Source organism: Bradyrhizobium sp. AUGA SZCCT0169, from assembly GCF_018130085.1.
In the GTDB taxonomy this organism is placed as follows: Bacteria; Pseudomonadota; Alphaproteobacteria; order Rhizobiales; family Xanthobacteraceae; genus Bradyrhizobium.
On sequence record NZ_JAFCMC010000011.1, the window covers coordinates 176,185 to 193,948 of the forward strand.

Here is a 17,764-nt window from a genome sequence, read left to right on the forward strand (position 1 = left end):
CTCTTCCGGTTGGTGAGCGCGGCGTTGCCGCGCGTTTAAGGCCCAGTTCGCGCTTTGAAGCTCTTGCCTGATTTGGGGTCGTAGCGCCCGCCGCCGAGGTGCTCGTGACCCCAATTCATGATCTGCAGCAGGACGGGCTCCAGGCGCTTTCCTTCGTCGGTCAGCTGATAGGCGTATCGGACCGGGTTTTGCTGGTAGGGGTCGCGTTTCACCAGGCCCCATTCCGCAAGCCGCTTGAGACGTTCGGACAGGATGTTCGAGGGGACCCGTTCAGCGCTGTCCTGCAGCGCCTGAAAGGTCTGCTTGCCGTGCCACATCAGGTCGCGAACGATAAGCAGGGTCCACTTGTCGCCCACGACTTCCAGCGCGCGCGCGATGGAGCATGTCGATCGGAAGTCATGTTTTGCCATGGCGAACGTGTCCGCGTTTCCGGCACCGGACCTGCCCGGAACGGTGTCCCTCGATAATCTAGCAGACCGACTTGCATTTTTAAAGTGTCATGGCTAGTATAACTTTCGATTTTAAAGTGACTGGCCGCGCCGGGCGGCTGATCGAGGTGGCGACGTCGTGAACAGGATTGTGCTTGCCCATGCCGCCGCGGCGGCAGCCGCCTTGATCGCAGGGGCTGCCGTCGTAGCCACGCGCTCCGTCATTGGAGAGATCGACCCGATCCCGCTGGTTTTCTACCGCTATCTGATCTCGATCGCCTGCTTTGCGCCGTTTCTGCTGGCGATGTGGCCGCGCGGCGGCCTTGCGCTATCCGAATGTGCAAAGATCGCCGGGTTCGGGATTCTGTTCTTTGTGCTTTTTCCCTGGGCCTTCAATGCGTCGCTCCAGTACGTGCCGGCCGCGCGCGGCGCGGTTGGTCTGGCGACGATACCGATCCAGACCCTGATCGTCGCAGCTGCCTTCGGCCGCGAGAAGCTGACCACCGCGAAGGTGGCAGGTGTCGTGCTGGCGTTTTCCGGCATCGCGGTGGCGTTTGGCACCGCTGCATTCGGACGGGGAAATGCCGATTACATGGTCGGAGACGCCCTGATGCTGCTGAGCGTCCTCTGCGCCGCCGTCTACTCCGTTTTCAGCCGCGCGACCCTGATGCGCCACGGGCCGATTTTCGTGACGGCATTGGCGATGGCATTCGCCGTCGCTGTCTTGTTGCCGGTTGTCGGTCTCCAGCAAGGCAGTGCGGCTTTGCCGGCGCTCAGCGCAAGAGGATGGCTCGCGGTGGCGTTCCTTGGAACAGTCGCCGGTGTTCTGCAGTTTTCCCTTTTCATGTGGGCGTTGCGCTGGCTGCCGCCGACGACAACCGTTTTGTACCTGACGCTCAATCCAATCACGGCGATGGCGCTGGGCATCGCGATGCTTGGCGAATCGCTGACGGTGGAATTGGTTGCCGGGATGGCACTCGTTCTCGTCGGGATCCTGATTGGCACCGGTGTCGTCTCGGCCAACAGGAATTGGGCCCGGCAGACCTCATCGGGTTCGGCCCGCTAGCTAGAGCGGGCGAAGTGGTCGACAGGTCCGCAACGCAAATTCGACAGGGCGAGAAGGGTGGCGGTCCCCGCAATGGCCCAATATAACCCTTGGTTCTACGCCAAGGAGGTGAGCGGTTGCGCGAGCGTTATCAAGGCAAGTCCCTGAACCGGCTAGAGGATCATCGCTTCCTCACCGGGCGCGGCAGCTATGTCGCCAATGATCATGTGGCTGATGTGCTTTACGCCCATGTGGTCCGCTCGCCGCACGCCTTCGCGCGCATCATCAAGCTCAACCTGGATGCTGCCCGTGGGCTTCCCGGCGTGGTCGCAGTCCTCTGTGAAGCTGATCTCGCTGCCGATGGCATCGGCGAGTTGCCCTGCATCACGGTGATCGACGCGGCTGAGCCGATCATCGCGCCGCCGCGACCCGCGCTGGCCCGTGATTTCGTGCGGCATGTCGGCGATCCCGTGGTGCTCATTGTGGCGGAGACGCTGGAAGCGGCGGTGGCGGGCGGCGAAGTGGTCGACATCGCCTATGAGTCGCAACCTTGCGTCACCGTGGCGACCGCGGCGCTGAAACCGGATGCCCCGCTGTTATGGAAAGAGGCGCCGGGCAATTCCGCCTTCCTGTTCCGGAAGGGCGATGCGGCGGCGGTTGCCGCGGTGATGGCAGAGGCTGCGCATATCGTCGAATGCGACCTGTTCAACAACCGCGTCGTGGCAGCTCCCCTGGAGACGCGCGCGGCGATCGGCTTCCATGATCGCAAGACGGATCAGTTTCTGCTGTCGGTGACCGGCCAGGCCGCTCACGACATCCGCAAGGTGCTCGCCGGCGCCGTCTTCAAGATTCCGCTCGAACGGCTCCGCGTGGTGGTCCCTGACGTCGGCGGCGGATTCGGGATGAAGAACTACGTCTATCCCGAATATGCGCTGGTGCTGTGGGCGGCCAGGAAGCTCGGCCGCCCGGTGCGCTGGGTCTGCGAACGATCAGAAGATTTCGTCAGCTCGGCGCATGGCCGCGATTTCTTTTCCCGCGCGCGGCTCGCGCTCGACAAAGATGGCCGGTTTCTCGCGCTCGAAGTCAAAGCGGTCGCCAATATGGGCGCGTATCTGTCGACCAGCGGTCCCATAAGCTCCACCAATGCCGCCGGCAGCGCGATCGGCGGCGTCTATGACATCCCGTCAGTATTTTACGAGGTGCGCGGCGCCTTCACCAACACGCCACCGATCGACGCCTATCGCGGCGCCGGCAAGCCCGAGGCCAATTATCTGATCGAGCGGCTGGTGAATCTCGCATCGGTCAAGACCGGTATCGATGCCGTCAAGTTGCGCCGCCGCAACATCGTCAGCAGGTTTCCGCATCGCACCGCGATGGGCATGAAGATCGACGGCGGCCGCTTCAAGGCCAATCTGGACGACGCGATCGCGCTCGCCGATCGCGACGGTTTTCGCAAGCGCCGCAAACAATCTGACAAAGCCGGCCTGCTGCGCGGCCTCGGGATTGCCTGCTTCCTCGAAACCTCCCGCGGTGTGCCGTTGGAAATGGCGCGGGCCGCGTTCGAGACCGACGGCATGGTGTCGCTGGCGGTCGGTACGCAGTCCAACGGGCAGGGGCATGAGACGGCCTATCCGCAGGTCGCGGCCGACCTGCTCGGATTGCCGATCGATGCATTCCGCTTCCAGCAGGGCGACACGGATTTTCTGCCCGGCGGCAACGGCCATGGCGGCGCGCGTTCGATGCATATGGGCGGCACCGCTTTGGTGATGGCGATTGAAAAGCTGATCGAGAAGGGAAAGCTGATTTCAGCGCATCTGCTGCAGGCGCCCGCCGACCAGGTGGTGTTTGCCGATGGCCGTTTTGTCGTGAAATCCACCGAGCGCGCCATCGAGATCGGCAAGGTAGCCGATGCCGCACGGGATGCCGCCAATCTGCCGGAGGGATTGACGCCGGGGCTCGAAGGAAGCGCGACCAACAGTTCCGATCTCTACAATTTTCCGAACGGTTGCCATGTCGCGGAAGTCGAGATCGATCCCGACACCGGCGTCGTGCGGCTCGATCGCTACACCATCGTCGATGATTTCGGCCGCCTCATCAATCCCCGCGTGGCTCTCAGCCAGGTGCATGGCGGGGTGGCGCAAGGTATCGGACAGTCGCTGCTGGAGCACATCGTGTTCGACCCCGAGGGGCAGCTGCTCAGCGGCTCCTTCATGGACTACACGTTGCCGCGCGCGCAGGATCTGCCGAATTTTGCCGGTGGTCTGAATGAATCGTCGCCGACCAGGTCGAATCCGCTCGGCGTCAAGGGAACCGGGCAGGCCGGCAGCATCGCCGCGCCGCAAACCATCATGAACGCCGTGCTTGATGCCTTGTCGCCGCTCGGTATCAATGAACTGGACATGCCGGCGACGCCATATCTGGTGTGGAGCGCCATTCAGAAAGCACGAACATCAGGACGGATTTCGAAATGAGCCAGGCCGCCTATGTCGCCGTCGATTGGGGCACCAGCAGCTTTCGGCTGTGGCTGATGAATCAAGCCGGCGACGTGCTGTCGGAACGACGCAGCGATGAAGGCATGATGGCGGCCGCCAAGATCGGCTTTGCCGCCGTGTTGCAATCGCATCTCGATGCCGTCGGCGCCGCCGATCACCTGCCTGTCATCATCTGCGGCATGGCGGGTGCCCGGCAGGGCTGGGTTGAAGCGGGATATATCGACACGCCGGCAAGCCTCACATCCATCTTGCAGGGTGCCGTGCCGGTTCCGGAGCAATCCCGTGATATCCGCATCCTTCCAGGCATCGCGCAGCGCGATCCCAAAGCGCCGGACGTGATGCGGGGCGAAGAAACCCAACTTCTCGGGGCTCTCGGCGCAGATGGGGAAGCGCTGGTCTGCATGCCCGGCACCCATTCGAAATGGGCGAGCGTCCGTGGTGGGACCGTCGAACGCTTCACCACGTTCATGACCGGCGAACTCTTTAGCGCCGTATCGCAAGGGACGATCTTGTCGCTGGCCGTGGCGAACGCGGACGAAGCGGTGGATAGCCAGGCATTCAAATCGGCTGTCGTTGCCGCCTTTGAGGCGCCTGCGTTCGCAGCCAATTTGCTGTTCCAGGTGCGTTCAGGTCAGCTTTTATTCGGCGGCAGCCCGGCCTCGGCCCGCGAGAAAATATCGGGAACCCTGATCGGTCTCGAACTGGCGGCGGGACTGGCTGGCGATCGGTCGAGGCGCGACATCACCCTGGTTTCGTCAGGCAGGCTGGAAGCGCTGTATCGATTGGCGTTTGACAGCCTTTCCGTTGCGGTCCAATCCATCGATTCAGATGATGCGGTCCGACGCGGTCTTGCCTTGGCTGCCAAGTCCTTGGCTGCCACGTCCATCTGGACTTTATAGAAGGACCAAACGCGTGAACCCTGTTCCATTCCCGCCGATGAAGCGTCCGCTGGTCGCGATCCTGCGCGGCGTGAAACCCGACGAGGCCGAGGGCATCGTCGACGTGCTGATCGAAAACGGCATGACGGCGATCGAAATTCCACTCAACTCCCCGGATCCGTTCCGCTCCATCGAGACCGCCGTGAAGAAAGCCTCTGCCGATATCCTGATCGGTGCGGGTACCGTGCTGACGCCTGAGGATGTCGAGCGGCTCCATGACGTTGGCGGGCGGCTGATAGTTTCCCCGAACGTCGATCCGGAAGTCATTGCCAGCGCCCGGGACCGCGGCATGGTCACGATGCCCGGCGTGTTTACGGCGACGGAGGCGCTGCTGGCGGCGAAGGCTGGGGCTTCTGCGCTGAAATTATTTCCGGCCGGCACCCTTGGGGCCTCGGGGATAACAGCGATCCGCGCCGTTCTTCCCGCAGGCCTGATGATCGCCGCCGTGGGCGGAATCTCCGACAAGAATTTTGCGGAATACACCAAGGCCGGCATTCATGCCTTCGGTCTCGGCACCAGCCTTTACAAGCCGGGAATGACCGCGGCCGAAGTCGCCGAACGCGCCAGGGCAACGATCCGTGCCTATGACGCGGCGATGCAGGAATCGAAGTAGGTCGGCGGACGCCTCCGTCCGCCGCATCGCCGTCAGCCGGCGACCTCGCTGGTGCGCGCCGGCACCGCCGGCGTTTCGGCCTGCTTCGGCTGGATCGACGGCGCATCCGCAACCATCGCGGGGCTGATCGCCGGCCTTGCCGCAAACAGCGCCATGCGGCTCATCTTGCGGCCGGCGACAACGATCATCAACGCGCAGACGACATAGAGAGCGACACCGAGCGCGTAGGTGTTGGCGATACCGAACTCGATCGACAGCGCCATGCCCAGCACCGACGCCAGCATCGACATGATGCCGTTGGCGCTCCAGAAATACGGATGCAGCTCGCTTTGGCGGCGCCAGATGCTCAGCCCCAGCGGGAACATCATGCCCATGCAGAACGCGGGCGGCGCCAGCAGCAGTATCGACAGCACGATGCGCATGCTTGTGGTTTCCGAGCGTGCCCAGGTCGTCAATGCGGGCGTCAGCAGTCCGGCAATCGCGAGCGTCGCGAGCAGTGCGACCAGCCGGGTGATGACGTCGCGGGTTCGGGGCGAACGCGCGCCGACCGTGGTGCTGCCTAGTCCGCCGAACAGCAGGATGGTGAACAGCACGACGCTGAGCCCATAGACCGGATGGCCCAGAAACACCATTAGCCGCTGCATCTGTGAGATTTCGATTAGCATGAAGCCGATGCCGATTCCGCAGAAAAAGGTCACCGGCGGCGTCAGCGTCGCCAGCGGCGTTGTGCGCGCGAGGCGAATGAACGGCCCGACGACGTAGAACAGACAGGCCACCAGCGCCACCGCGATCAGCGCCAGCGTCATGGTGATCGCGGTGTTGTTGTGGGTGCGCGCCGACATCGGGGCTGCGACGAAATCACCAAAGCGCGCGGTGTAGAAGAAGAACGGGTTGTCGTCGGTGGACGGCGTGACGTTTTCCGGCAGCGAGGCGAAGTAGGCGGCATCGGCGGTTCCGGAAATCAGTTTTGTCGTCACGGCGTCGAAGGCGACATCCGGCCCCATCAGGATTTTGAAGCCCTGGGCCTCCAGTCGCGTGCGCGCGGCCTGCCATTCGGCCGAGGTGAAGGCATCGGGCCGCGTAATTACGTTGACGATGTTGCCGACGTTGAGCGCGATCAGGTGATCCTTCAGTCCGGCGGCGGGACCGCCGCTGCGTTGCAGGGCTTCGGCCGCGATCGACACCAGGCGATAGAATTCGCCGCGGTGGGTGCTCGGATCGTACCAGCGCGAGACCGACAGCATGCCGCGCGGCTTCAGGGCGCGGTAGAAATCGCCCCATGCTTCGACGGTATAGAGCCGGTTCTCGGTGAGTGTCAGTCCGCCCGCGGCGGTCGCCGCCCAGGTGTCGATCAGCGAGATCTGCACCAGATCGTAGCGGTCGGAGGAATGGTTGATGTAACTGCGGGCCTCGGCATTGATCAAGGATACGCCGGGCTGTTTGTCGAGATGGCCGGAGAAATCCGCGAATTTGTCGGTGAGAACCTCGAAAATCGCCGGATTGATCTCGATGCCGCTAATTTTCCTGGCGCCGAACAGCAGCGCGGAAAGAACGTCGCGGCCGCCGCCGACGCCGACGACCGCGACATCGGCCGTCGGCTGCACAAGATAAGCGCCGTTGATGACGTCGTCCTTCAGATAGCCGAGCTTGCCAAGGTCGCCGTCGAAGCGGGTGATGACGGTGGCGGCATCGGCGTCGATGTCGAGATATTTCTGATCGATCTTGGTCGTCGGCGTTCGCGAAAAGCCCCAGCCGAACGGCACGGATTCGCCCATCGCCGTCACGCGGACGCGTGAATAGGTGTTCCAGCGCTCGAACAACGTTCCGGTTTGTTGCGTGCCCTTGGCCCAGAACACGCCGAGATGGCTCTTGCCGGAAACATCCAGCGCCGCATGCACCATCGCGGCGGCTCCCAGCGACAGCGCGACGGCGCCGCTGAGACGCAGTGTGCGAACGTCGCCGCTGCCGCGCACCACCATCCAGCCGGCACCTGCGGCCATCGCGCCGATGCCCAGCGTGGCGCTGACGGGATCGATCACCAGCAGCACGAAGATGATGCCGAGACAGCCGACGGCGGCACCGGCGAGGTCAGCCGCGTAGAGCCAGCCGCCGCTATAGGGCATGCGCGTCAGCAGCAGCGTGATGCAGACGCCGCTTGCGGAGAGCGGGATCACGAAGGCGATCGTCGTGGTTAGCAGCGCCAGCCACAGATACTCAACAGGTACCAGCACCGGTGCGCACAAAAAGCAGATCATGGCGCCGACGCCGGTGACGGCAAACCAGGAGGCGTGGCGCGCGAATTCCGGTCCGACGCGTTCGGGCGCATAGCGGGTGGGGTTGTTGTAAACCTCCATCGCGCCGCGGGTCAGCCCGAGCATTGCCAGCGAAATCGCCGCAAACGCGAAATGGTAATACAGCATCACGCTGAAGAACCGCGTGATCAGGATCTGGTAGGACAGCGTGACCGATGCCAATACGAAAATCGCAAAATAGTGGCGGCCAGTAATTTTTGGGAAGGGCTGCAAAACAGGGCTCCTCAATGACGCCAACCAATGCGCGCTGCTGCCCCTTTGCCTATGCTAGATTCCGTAATGTTCGCTTAAATAAATCGCATGATTTGAAGCGCCGGGCGCAACGGACCAATCGCGAGCCAGGCGCAATCGCCCGGCGCAATGGTTAACGCAGGCCTAATGGCAACTTGCGACGAAGTGGACGCTCTTCACGTCACCGGTCCCGGCGTGAACAGCGTGAGATCGTTGTGAATGCCCCAGCGGTCGGACCACACTTTGGTGCGGCCGCTCGCGACATCGAGGATCAGGCGGAACAGATCCCAGCCGGTTTCCTCGATCGTCGCCTCGCCGGTGGCGATGCGGCCGGCGTCGAAGTCGATCAAATCCTTCCAGCGCCGCGCCAGTTCGGTGCGCGTCGATACCTTGATGACGGGGGCAGCGGCGAGCCCATAGGGCGTGCCGCGGCCGGTGGTGAACACCTGCAATGTCATTCCCGACGCAAGCTGCAGCGTGCCGCAGATGAAGTCGCTGGCGGGCGTGGCCGCAAAGATCATGCCTTTTGTGCGCACCCGCTCGCCCGGCGACAGCACGTCGACGATCGGGCTGGTGCCTGATTTGACGATCGAGCCCAGTGACTTCTCCACGATGTTGGCGAGCCCGCCCTTCTTGTTGCCGGGCGTGGTGTTGGCGCTGCGGTCGGCGTCGCCCTTGGCGAGATAGCCGTCATACCAGTCCATTTCACGGATCAGTGCGCGGCCGACATCCTCATTGGCGGCGCGCCGCGTCAACAGATGAATGGCGTCGCGCACTTCGGTGACTTCGGAAAACATCACGGCTGCGCCTGCGCGCACCAGCAGATCGGCGGCGAAGCCGAGTGCGGGATTGGCGGTCACGCCGGAAAACGCATCGGAGCCGCCGCATTGCAGGCCGATCACGAGGTCGGAGGCGGGGCAGGTTTCGCGGCGGCGCGCATTGAGCACGGCAAGCCGCGCGTCCGCCATTTCCAAGACGGCGTCGACGATGGCGCCAAACCCGTCGAACGCCTCGTCCTGCATCCGCACCACGCTGCTGTCTGTCCCTTCCGGAAGCAGCCGCTCGGGCACCAGTTTTTCGCAGCCGAGGCCGACGACCATGACTTCGCCGCCGAAATTCGGGTTCAAGGCGAGGTTCTGCAGCGTCCGTATCGGCACGATCGCCAGCGGCGCATTGATCGCGACGCCGCAGCCGTAATTATGCGTCAGCCCGACGACGTCATCGACATTGGGATATTTCGGCAGCAGTTCGGCCTTGATGCGCTTGATCGCAAATTGCAGCGTGCCGGCGACGCATTGCACGCTGGTCGAGATCGCCAGCACGTTCTTGGTGCCAACCGAACCATCGGGATTGCGAAAGCCTTCGAACGTGTAGCCTTCAAGCGGCGCCTGCGGGGTGGGGACGGCGGTCGCGAGTTCGAGCTTGTCGAGCTCGGGCGGCGTCGGCATGTCGATGCGCGCCTCGTCGACCCATTCGCCGGCCAGGATCGGCCGGGCCGCGGTGCCGATCACCTCGTTGTAGCGGCGGATCGGTTCGCCCTCGGGAATGTCCGACAGCGCCACCTTGTGGCCCTGCGGCACGAAGGTGCGCAGCTCGAGACCGCAGGCAAAGCGGCTCTTCGCCGGCAGCCCGAGATCGTTGACCACGATCGCGACATTGTCGTTGGGGTCGAGCCGGATGTAGCGCGGTTCAAAGGCCTGCGCCGTCGCAGTTCCCGTCACAAAAGTCTCCTTAAGCATGCTGCTGCCGCATCCCGCGCCAGTCAGGACAAGTATAGGCCGCTTTGGCGAATATATGAAACTCACGCACCTGACGCATGGCGATGATCAGCTGCCGCACGCATTCAGCCATTGTGACGGGGCGGGCCAGTGCGCTAGCCTCGGTGCCAAGAAAATGTACCAAGAAACGCCAAAGCGAAAACGAAGGGCCAAGCATGGGCAAGAAGATAGCGATCATCGGAGCCGGCGCCGTCGGCGGCTATGCAGGCGCCCACATGGTGCGGGTGGGCGAGGACGTGACGTTCATCGATCCCTGGCCCGAGCATGTCGAGCATATGCGCAAGCACGGCCTGCGCGTCACCCACGCCATGGATGTTCCGGAATTCTCGGTTCCGGTACGCGCGCTGCACGTCACGGACGCGCAGCAGCTTGCGAAGGAGGCGCCGGTCGACGTCGCCTTCGTTTGCATGAAATCCTACGACACCGCCTGGGCCACCATGCTGATCCGGCAATATCTGGCGCCGGATGGCTATGTGGTGTCGCTGCAGAACTGCATGAATGAAGAAACCATCGCCGGCATCGTCGGCTGGGGCAAGACGCTCGGCTGCATCGCCAGCAGCATCACCGTCAATCTGCCGGAGCCCGGCCACATCCATCGCGGCGCCGGCAAGCACGGGGCGGCGCACACGGTGTTTCGCGCCGGCGAAGTGCACGGCCGCATCACGCCACGGGCGGAGGAAATCTGCCGCCTGGTCGGTTACACCGACAGCGCCAAGGTCACCAGCAATCTGTGGGGCGAGCGCTGGTCCAAGCTGGTCGCCAACGTCATGGGCAACGGGCTCTCCGCCTGCACGGGCATGACCGGCGGCCAGATGCTGGAGAGCGAGCCGATCCGCCGCTTCTCCACCCGGCTCGGCAGCGAGGCCATTCGCGTCGGCCAGGCGCATGGCTATCAGCTCGAAGAGATCCTGCATCTGGCGCCGGAGACCATCGCGCGGGCCGGCGAGGGCGACGAGGCGGCGATGCGCGCCTGCGACGAGCAGCGCTTCGCGGACGGCAAGCGCACGGCATCAGGGCAACGTCCCTCGATGGGCCAGGACATGCAGAAGGGCCGGCGCACCGAGATCGAATTCATCAACGGATTTGTGGTTGATGAGGGCGAGAAGATCGGCATCGCTTGCCGCGCCAATGCCGCGCTGACTGACATCGTCATGCGCGTCGAACGGGGCGAGCTGAAGCCGGATCCGCGGCATATCACCGAGCTGCGGTTGAATTGAGGCCCACGCGGTTGCGATCACCGCCACCACCCATCAAGGGGCTATGATTTTCCCTGAGTTGTCGTAACCTGCGTATATCGCCTGAGATATCGGGAGGTGTGCCATGCGTCTCTTTCTTTGTGGGTTTATTTTGATGGCTTCGATTGCAACGGCGACTGCGGATGCAAAGACAGATGCGCTTCAGATCATCGATAGATGGGCCAAGGCATTCACGGCGTCGGACGTTGACGCAATCGTAAAGCTCTACGCGCCCGACGCGTTGTTCATGGGGACCGGAAGCAAGGCAGTCGTGACCAAGCCCGAGGGTATCAGAACCTATTTTGAAGCCGCGCTTCTCAACAACCGGCCGAGAGGGGCCACCCTCAACAGCTATGAATCGATGGTGCTCTCTGACAACGCCGTGTTGGTTACCGGTCTCGATACGACGACTCGTGTCAAAGACGGAACCCCGATCAGCGCATCGGGACGGGTCACTTTCGTCGTGGCAAAGCGCGGAGCCGATTGGCAGATCGTGCATTTCCATCGGTCGGCCATGCCGCAATAAGCGGCTCACGTATTGGTGCGGCGCTGGACCTCTGCTGCGCGAGCCTTTAAGTAATTCCGATGGACATTGCATCGGATGCGCCGCAGTCGCGCTATTTTCAGTCGCAGGGGCTCAAGCTTCATTTCACGGATTGGGGTAACGCATCGGCGCCGCCATTGCTGCTGGTGCATGGCGGCCTCGATCACTCCCGCAGCTGGGATTATCTGGCGCGGGCGCTGGCTGCGGATTTTCACGTCGTGGCGCCCGATCTGCGCGGCCATGGCGATTCCGGCTGGGCGTTCGGCTCCAGCTACAGCCTTGCCGACCACGTCTACGATCTCACTGGCCTGGTGAAAGCGGAAGGTTTTGGCAAAGTCGCCATCGTCGGCCATTCGATGGGCGGCATGGTCAGCCTGACCTATGCCGGCGCGTTTCCGGAGCGCGTGTCAAAGCTGGTCGTGCTCGACGGCGTGACCAATTTTCCGGCGCGGCGCCCAAAGCCTGCCGACGTCAGGATCACGGATTGGGCCGGCGATCTCGACAAGCTGGCGCAGCGAAAGATCCACCGCTATCCGACCGTGGCCGACGGCGCCGATCGGATCGTCGGCCGCAACCCGCGGCTGACGCGCGAGCAGGCGCTGCATCTGGCCACCCACGGCATGAAGCGCAACGACGACGGCAGCTTCAGCTGGAAATACGATCCCTATTTGCGGGCGCGTGCGCCCTATCGGCTGTCACTCGAAGACAATATCGGATTGTGGTCGCGCATCGCATGCCCGACGCTGCTGGTCGCGGCCAGCGAAAGTTTTCTGCCCGATCCCGAGAAGGCCGGCGTGATGTCGCATTTCAGGCACGCCGAACTCGCCAAGATCGCCGGCGCCGGCCACTGGCTGCAGCACGACAGACCGGATGAGGTTCTGGGGTTGATCCAGCGGTTTCTTACGCAATCTTGAGGGCTGGCGTAGCACGGCCCGGCGGTTCATCGATTTCCTCCACACCGGCAGCCATCCGGCACATCATCATCGCTTCGCGCAAGGTCGCCGCGGCGATGTCGGCTTTGGCCGCCTCCCGCAGTTCTTCCAACGCTTCCTTGTCGAGGTTCTCGGCCCAGCAACCGAGCATGACGATCGTGGCCTTTGGCAATTGGCGACGCAGCCGCCGAACCGAGTAGCGCATGTGTGCGGGACTGCCGGCGTCGAGGTAGGACAGGCAGACGATCGCGACGCCGGTGAAATCCAGCTGCACGATCTTGCTTGACGAAAGCGCGTCCGCAGGCTCGACCCGTGCGCCGAGGCCGTGCGCGTTGGAAAGCTGTGCAAACAGCACCGCTGCGGCTTCGTCGAGCGGGGTGCGTCCGGCCAGGCAGAACACCGGCGCCTCTCCCTGCCAGTGAAGCGGAAGATCGGCTTTTTGCACGACCGGCAAATTGCTGGAAATCGCTGCATCCGGGACGGTTTCGACCGCGGCCGCCGCCTCGGCGTCCATGGTCGGCGAGGTCCCCTCGGGGATCGAATCGTCCTGGGTGGAAAGGTCACTGGCAAACTCGGTAACGGCGTCGCGAATCTTGGTCATGCGCGCCTGGTCCAGGGCATCGCGCTTTGCATCTGCCTGCGCCAGTTGCAGGCCTCGTAGGGCGACCTCGTCGAAGTACGAAGACAGCGATTTCTCCTTCAGGAATTCTTCGGCCTTTCCTGCCGCCTCGATCGGATCGCCGGCAAGCATTCGCTGGTAGAACATTTCCGGCGGTGACAATGCAGGCCGGTCGCCAAAAATCACGTCGAGAAATTCAAGCCGCTCGACATGACGTCCGAGGACGACGAGGCAAACCGTCAAAGGCGTTGCAAGGACGAGCCCGATGGGTCCCCACAATGCGGTCCAGAACGTCGCTGAAGCGACGATAGCGACGGGAGAAAGGCCGGTGCTCTGGCCGTAGGCGAGAGGCTCCACCACCTGGCTGATGATCGGTCCAACGCCCAGAAAAAGCACGATCGTCCATGCCAGCATCGACCAGCCGGGATCGACGGCGGCCGCCAACGCCAGCGGAAAAGCCGCGGAGATGGCTGTGCCGATGTAGGGGACGAACCGCAGCACGGCCGCCAGAATGCCCCAGAGGATCGCGCTGGGAATACCTATGAACGATAGTCCCGCCCCGATGAGCACGCCGAAAGTGGCGTTGATCATCAACTGAGCCAAAAACAGCCGGCTAAGGCGCTTCGCCGCATCGTCCAGCGCCGCTGTCGTGCGTTGCAAATCATGCGAGCCCGCCAATCGAATCAGGCGGTTTCGCAGATCCTCGCGCTGGATCAGGATGAAGATGACGAAAATGATGATGATGCCGGTGGTCGCCAGCGGATTGAGCAATGGTGCGATCAAGGTTCGCAGATTCTCCAGAGCTCCCGGGTCGGGCTGACGCACTTCAACGGGAATAGGCAGGGTCGTTCCGGCAGCGTTCGGCGCGCCGAGACGTGGGATTGCTCCCCGAGCCGACTTGTCCTCCTTTGGCCTGTCGAGCTCCCGGCTCAACTCCTGGAGCATATCCGCCGCACGTTCGAGGGTGCCGCTACTCGCCGTGGCGCCGCGCACCGACTTGATCTTTTCACGCATCGTAGATTGATAAACCGGCAAGTCTCCGGCTAGTTGGGTCAATTGATTGGCGATCAGGGTGCCAAGGCCGAAGATCACCGAGAATGCCAGAAAGACGATGCCCACGACCGCCAGGCTGCGGGGAACGCGGGCGCGCTGCAGCAGTCCGACCGGCGGGCCGAGCACAAAGCTGAGAAGAATAGCGAGCGCGATGGGTACGAATATTTCTCGGCCGAAATACAGCGCCGCAATGAACAATGCGGCGAGGATCGAGCAGGCGACGGCACTCAGCAAAGCCAGCAACTCGTCCATCGTGCGTCCGGTGCTGACTTTTCGGGTGATCAAACTCATTGAAGCTTTCTGAGACGGTGCGGCAGTAGAAGCCCGCCGGCACAAAAAATGGTCTGAATATCCAGTCGTGAACCAAGGCGCGACCGGCGCATAGGTTGCACCGGTTAGGGCGGTGTATTTACCGCAGACCACGGAACCATTTTGCGAACTGCGAACCAGCCTTCGTCAAAGGATTTTGGCGAGCAGGTTGCCAGCCGGTGCGGTCCGCGACATCGAACTAATCCGGCAACAACGGGTTATCCTGCATGCAAAAAGGCAAGCCACGCTGCGCCGGCCCAATGAACATGCAGCCCGTCGATCACAGTTCGACGAGGCCGGCACCGTTGCTTCCTGCAATGCCCGGCTCGGACGAAGCGGATCATTTGAGAGCATCAGTGCCGAAAACCAAACCGACCAGAGCCGATGCCGTCCGCGCCGCGAAGGCAAAGATCATGCGGCGCAATTCACTGCGAAAGCAGCGGCTGGCGCAAAAGGCATGACACCGGAAAAACCTCAGTTCCTGAAATCGTTTTCACGATCCAACTGTTGAAGGTATGACAGCCCATGCACGGTCAAGCGGTGCTCGTTCGTTTCACCGTCAAGGTATAATTTCATCAGATGCCTTGAAAGACGCTCGCGGGCGCCCTTCGTCTCGGAACGGTCCGCAAGGGCGCCGTATATGCTCAGCGCGCGATCCACGGGTAGCGTTTGCATTGGGCCATCTCATCGGTTGAGTTCGATCTGAGGAGGTAAAGCCCGCTCCTCCGTATCGTTCCGGAATTATGCTGATGCAATCGTAAGCGTCAGGTTCGGAAAAACACGAAATAGACAATTGCCAGAGTGACAACGGCAATACCCAGGCTAATGATGAGCAAAAACAGTATCGACGGTCCAGGCTCGGCCTGGCGAGCTTCCGTTGGCGTTTCGATAATGACGCCGTGTTTTTTGATGGCCATACGGTTCCTTCGCTGGGACTATCTGCCAAAGCCCCGGATCGAGGTCGGGTTGGTCGAACACCGGTGTTGGCTATCCCTTGCTGGAGACCAAGCCGCCTGGGTCACGATGGTTCCGGCCAATAAGCGACCCGTTGGCTCACCCACCCTACGGACCCACGCCGCCTAATACCCCGCCACCTGATGCGGCCTGAACAGCCGGCCCTTTTCCACCACCAGCACGACGCCGAGCGATGCCAGCGTGCACAGGAAGAAGCCGGTCGCGAACGGCAGCAGCGTGCCGTCATAATCCTGGCCGATCGTGGTGCCGATGCCGATGCCGAGCAGGGTGGTGATCGATCCGTACAGCGACGAGGCGGTACCGGCGATGTGGCCCTGGGGCTCCATCGCCAGCGCGGTGAAGTTGGCGATCATCAGCCCGAATGCGAACATCATCGACGCCGACAGCACCATGAACAGCGGCAAGGGCAGCATCTGCCATTTCACCGCCGCCAGCATGATACCCGATATGGCGACGTAGCCGAGCAATGCGCCGTGTGAAATCACGCGCATGCCGAGGCGGTTGACGAAGCGGGAGTTGACGAAGCCGGCGATCGCCGTGCCGATCGCGATGCCTGCGAAGGCAATCGGGAAATAATGCCCGAGCTGGTAGATATCGGTGAACACCTGCTGCGAGGTGAACACGAAAGCGAACAGCGAACCGAGCACGCCGCCGGAGACGAGCGCGTAACCCAGCGTCTGGCGGTTGGTGACGGTCTGGCGGAAGGCGTCGAATATTTCGCGGACGGCGAGCGAGCGGCGCAGCTGAGGCGGCAGCGTCTCCGGCATGCGCCAGGCGCTCCAGATCAGCGTCACCACACCATAGGCCATCAGCACGATGAAGATGCCGCGCCATTGCGTCAGCAGCAGCACCGCCTGGCCGAACGAGGGCGCGATCACGGGCACCGCGATGAACACCATCATCGCCAGCGACATCACGCTCGCCATGCGGCGGCCGGCATAGCAGTCGCGCACGATCGAGGTGGCGATGACGCGGGTCGCGGAGGTGCCGAGCCCTTGCAGCGCGCGCGCCAGCAGCAGGGTCTCGAACGAGGGGGCGGCGATCGCCAGCAGGCTGGCGATGAAATAGACGGTCATGCCGCCCAGCAGCACCGGCCGGCGGCCGAAGCGATCGGACAGCGGTCCCATCACGAACTGGCCGACGCCGAACCCGACGATGAAGATCGACAGCACCATCTGCGGACGGTTGGCGTCGGCGAGGTGGAATGCGGAGCGGATGTTCGGCAGCGCCGGCAGCATCATGTCCATCGCCAGCGGGTTCAGCGCCATGATGGAGGCGATGATGACGACGAATTCGGGGAAGCCCATCGGGCGGTGGCCTGAGGAAACCCAGGCATTGGCATTGATTTCAGACACTTACGACCTCATTTCAGACCGGGATTCTACCGGTAATGCTGCGTTGCACAACTCCTATTCCGGGATGGCAGCCCGTCCGGGAGAGATGAGGTTGCGGGGTAGGGGGTCGTCGTTCCCCTGAACCGGGCCGACTCGTCATTCCGGGGGCGCGCGAAGCGCGAGCCCGGAATCCATCAGGCCGCATGCGCTGTCGCTTAATGGATTCCCTCGCTGCGCGAGCCCCGGAATGACGACAGGGCGGATTGCTGCCGCCTGCGACAAACTAGCCCGACGGGCAAATCACTTCCGATTTACGGAAATCATGTCAAGCCCCGAAACAAAAAATATTTCGCTTTTCAAGAAGGTCGATTCAGATGCATGTTTCTCGCCGTCTCGCCCGGCAAGAGGGGCGTGCGCACGTCACGAACGCGCGGCGGGATGCGGTGGACGCTGGTTCACGCCTGACGATGGCGTGGACTCAAGCGTACGGCAAAACCGTGTGGTCCTGGCGCCCGTTGCCGGCGTCAAGCTGTCGGAGAAGCGCGAGCGGAAACGACAGCGACGGAGTCAATCAAGAACTCGTCTCCGGGGAGAGCGCGGCATAAGCCGTAAAGCCATTGCGCAGGGAAGGCCGGGTGTTCTCCGCTGCCCTGTATGCTCGTGTGCAGCCTACTTAGTGCAAACCGCACACGGGACCGCGGGTGCAGCGCGCACCCGGTCTTCCCTGCGCCCTCTCAATGGAGGGCGGGAAGTTTCTGGCAAAGCTCGGGCGCAATGCGTCGCGAGAATGCGAGAGTGCGTTTTGGATAATGGTGCAACAACAAAACACCGCCGTCGTCCCGGCCTTGAGCCGGGACCCATATGTGGACGGCCCCCGTGCCACAAGAGTTTTTTGACGGTCTGATCGGATCGCTTGCATCCATATG

At 62.8% G+C, this 17,764-nt stretch carries 14 protein-coding genes; 8 read left to right on the plus strand and 6 right to left on the minus strand.

Annotation, left to right across the window (positions count from 1 at the left end):
* Nucleotides 1-35: 35 nt before the first annotated feature.
* Nucleotides 36-410 carry a helix-turn-helix domain-containing protein gene (locus JQ609_RS15750; RefSeq protein ID WP_212274079.1) on the minus strand — a complete coding sequence of 125 codons (375 nt, stop codon included), beginning with the start codon at nt 408-410 and terminating at the stop codon, nt 36-38.
* A 157-nt stretch (nt 411-567) separates the two neighbouring features.
* On the opposite strand from JQ609_RS15750, the gene JQ609_RS35780 reads away from it, so the two are divergent.
* From JQ609_RS35780 to JQ609_RS15770, 4 genes are all read left to right on the plus strand, one after another.
* Nucleotides 568-1,494, plus strand: a complete 927-nt coding sequence (locus tag JQ609_RS35780; RefSeq protein WP_212274080.1) for a DMT family transporter — start codon at nt 568-570, stop codon at nt 1,492-1,494.
* A 116-nt stretch (nt 1,495-1,610) separates the two neighbouring features.
* Nucleotides 1,611-3,944 (plus strand): xanthine dehydrogenase family protein molybdopterin-binding subunit, encoded by a 2,334-nt coding sequence (locus JQ609_RS15760; RefSeq protein ID WP_212274081.1) that lies wholly within the window; start codon nt 1,611-1,613, stop codon nt 3,942-3,944.
* Complete coding sequence (locus JQ609_RS15765) at nt 3,941-4,864, plus strand: 2-dehydro-3-deoxygalactonokinase (protein WP_212274082.1); 924 nt, start codon at nt 3,941-3,943, stop codon at nt 4,862-4,864. The genes JQ609_RS15760 and JQ609_RS15765 overlap by 4 nt, the downstream gene beginning before the upstream one ends.
* Before the next feature lie 13 nt (nt 4,865-4,877).
* The gene (locus JQ609_RS15770) at nt 4,878-5,516 is read left to right on the plus strand and encodes a 2-dehydro-3-deoxy-6-phosphogalactonate aldolase (protein ID WP_212274083.1); all 639 of its coding nucleotides are present in this window, start codon (nt 4,878-4,880) and stop codon (nt 5,514-5,516) included.
* A 32-nt stretch (nt 5,517-5,548) separates the two neighbouring features.
* Here the strand turns inward: JQ609_RS15770 and JQ609_RS15775 are convergent, their stop codons facing one another.
* Nucleotides 5,549-7,990, minus strand: coding sequence for a hypothetical protein (locus JQ609_RS15775; protein ID WP_249128024.1), 2,442 nt, complete (start codon nt 7,988-7,990; stop codon nt 5,549-5,551).
* A gap of 245 nt (nt 7,991-8,235) precedes the next feature.
* Nucleotides 8,236-9,798: a galactarate dehydratase gene (gene garD, locus JQ609_RS15780; RefSeq protein WP_212274084.1), complete on the minus strand. Its 1,563-nt coding sequence runs from the start codon at nt 9,796-9,798 to the stop codon at nt 8,236-8,238.
* A gap of 194 nt (nt 9,799-9,992) precedes the next feature.
* On the opposite strand from garD, the gene JQ609_RS15785 reads away from it, so the two are divergent.
* The 3 genes from JQ609_RS15785 to JQ609_RS15795 all read left to right on the plus strand — a co-directional run bounded on the left by JQ609_RS15785 (nt 9,993) and on the right by JQ609_RS15795 (nt 12,530).
* Complete coding sequence (locus JQ609_RS15785) at nt 9,993-11,054, plus strand: ketopantoate reductase family protein (RefSeq protein ID WP_212274085.1); 1,062 nt, start codon at nt 9,993-9,995, stop codon at nt 11,052-11,054.
* 103 nt (nt 11,055-11,157) lie between these two features.
* Complete coding sequence (locus JQ609_RS15790) at nt 11,158-11,598, plus strand: SgcJ/EcaC family oxidoreductase (RefSeq protein ID WP_212210904.1); 441 nt, start codon at nt 11,158-11,160, stop codon at nt 11,596-11,598.
* Nucleotides 11,599-11,657: 59 nt separating this feature from the next.
* Nucleotides 11,658-12,530, plus strand: coding sequence for an alpha/beta fold hydrolase (locus JQ609_RS15795; protein WP_212210903.1), 873 nt, complete (start codon nt 11,658-11,660; stop codon nt 12,528-12,530).
* Here the strand turns inward: JQ609_RS15795 and JQ609_RS15800 are convergent.
* The gene (locus tag JQ609_RS15800; RefSeq protein WP_212274086.1) at nt 12,517-14,511 is read right to left on the minus strand and encodes an AI-2E family transporter; all 1,995 of its coding nucleotides are present in this window, start codon (nt 14,509-14,511) and stop codon (nt 12,517-12,519) included. The genes JQ609_RS15795 and JQ609_RS15800 overlap by 14 nt on opposite strands.
* Before the next feature lie 187 nt (nt 14,512-14,698).
* On the opposite strand from JQ609_RS15800, the gene JQ609_RS15805 reads away from it, so the two are divergent.
* Nucleotides 14,699-15,040 (plus strand): hypothetical protein, encoded by a 342-nt coding sequence (locus JQ609_RS15805; RefSeq protein ID WP_212274087.1) that lies wholly within the window; start codon nt 14,699-14,701, stop codon nt 15,038-15,040.
* A gap of 253 nt (nt 15,041-15,293) precedes the next feature.
* Here JQ609_RS15805 and JQ609_RS15810 read toward each other — a convergent pair whose 3' ends face one another.
* Both JQ609_RS15810 and JQ609_RS15815 read right to left on the minus strand, forming a co-directional pair.
* Entirely contained in the window at nt 15,294-15,446 is a 153-nt protein-coding gene (locus JQ609_RS15810; protein ID WP_212210899.1) for a hypothetical protein, read from the minus strand.
* A gap of 162 nt (nt 15,447-15,608) precedes the next feature.
* Nucleotides 15,609-16,859 (minus strand): multidrug effflux MFS transporter, encoded by a 1,251-nt coding sequence (locus tag JQ609_RS15815; protein ID WP_312014862.1) that lies wholly within the window; start codon nt 16,857-16,859, stop codon nt 15,609-15,611.
* Between the last annotated feature and the right edge of the window lie 905 nt (nt 16,860-17,764).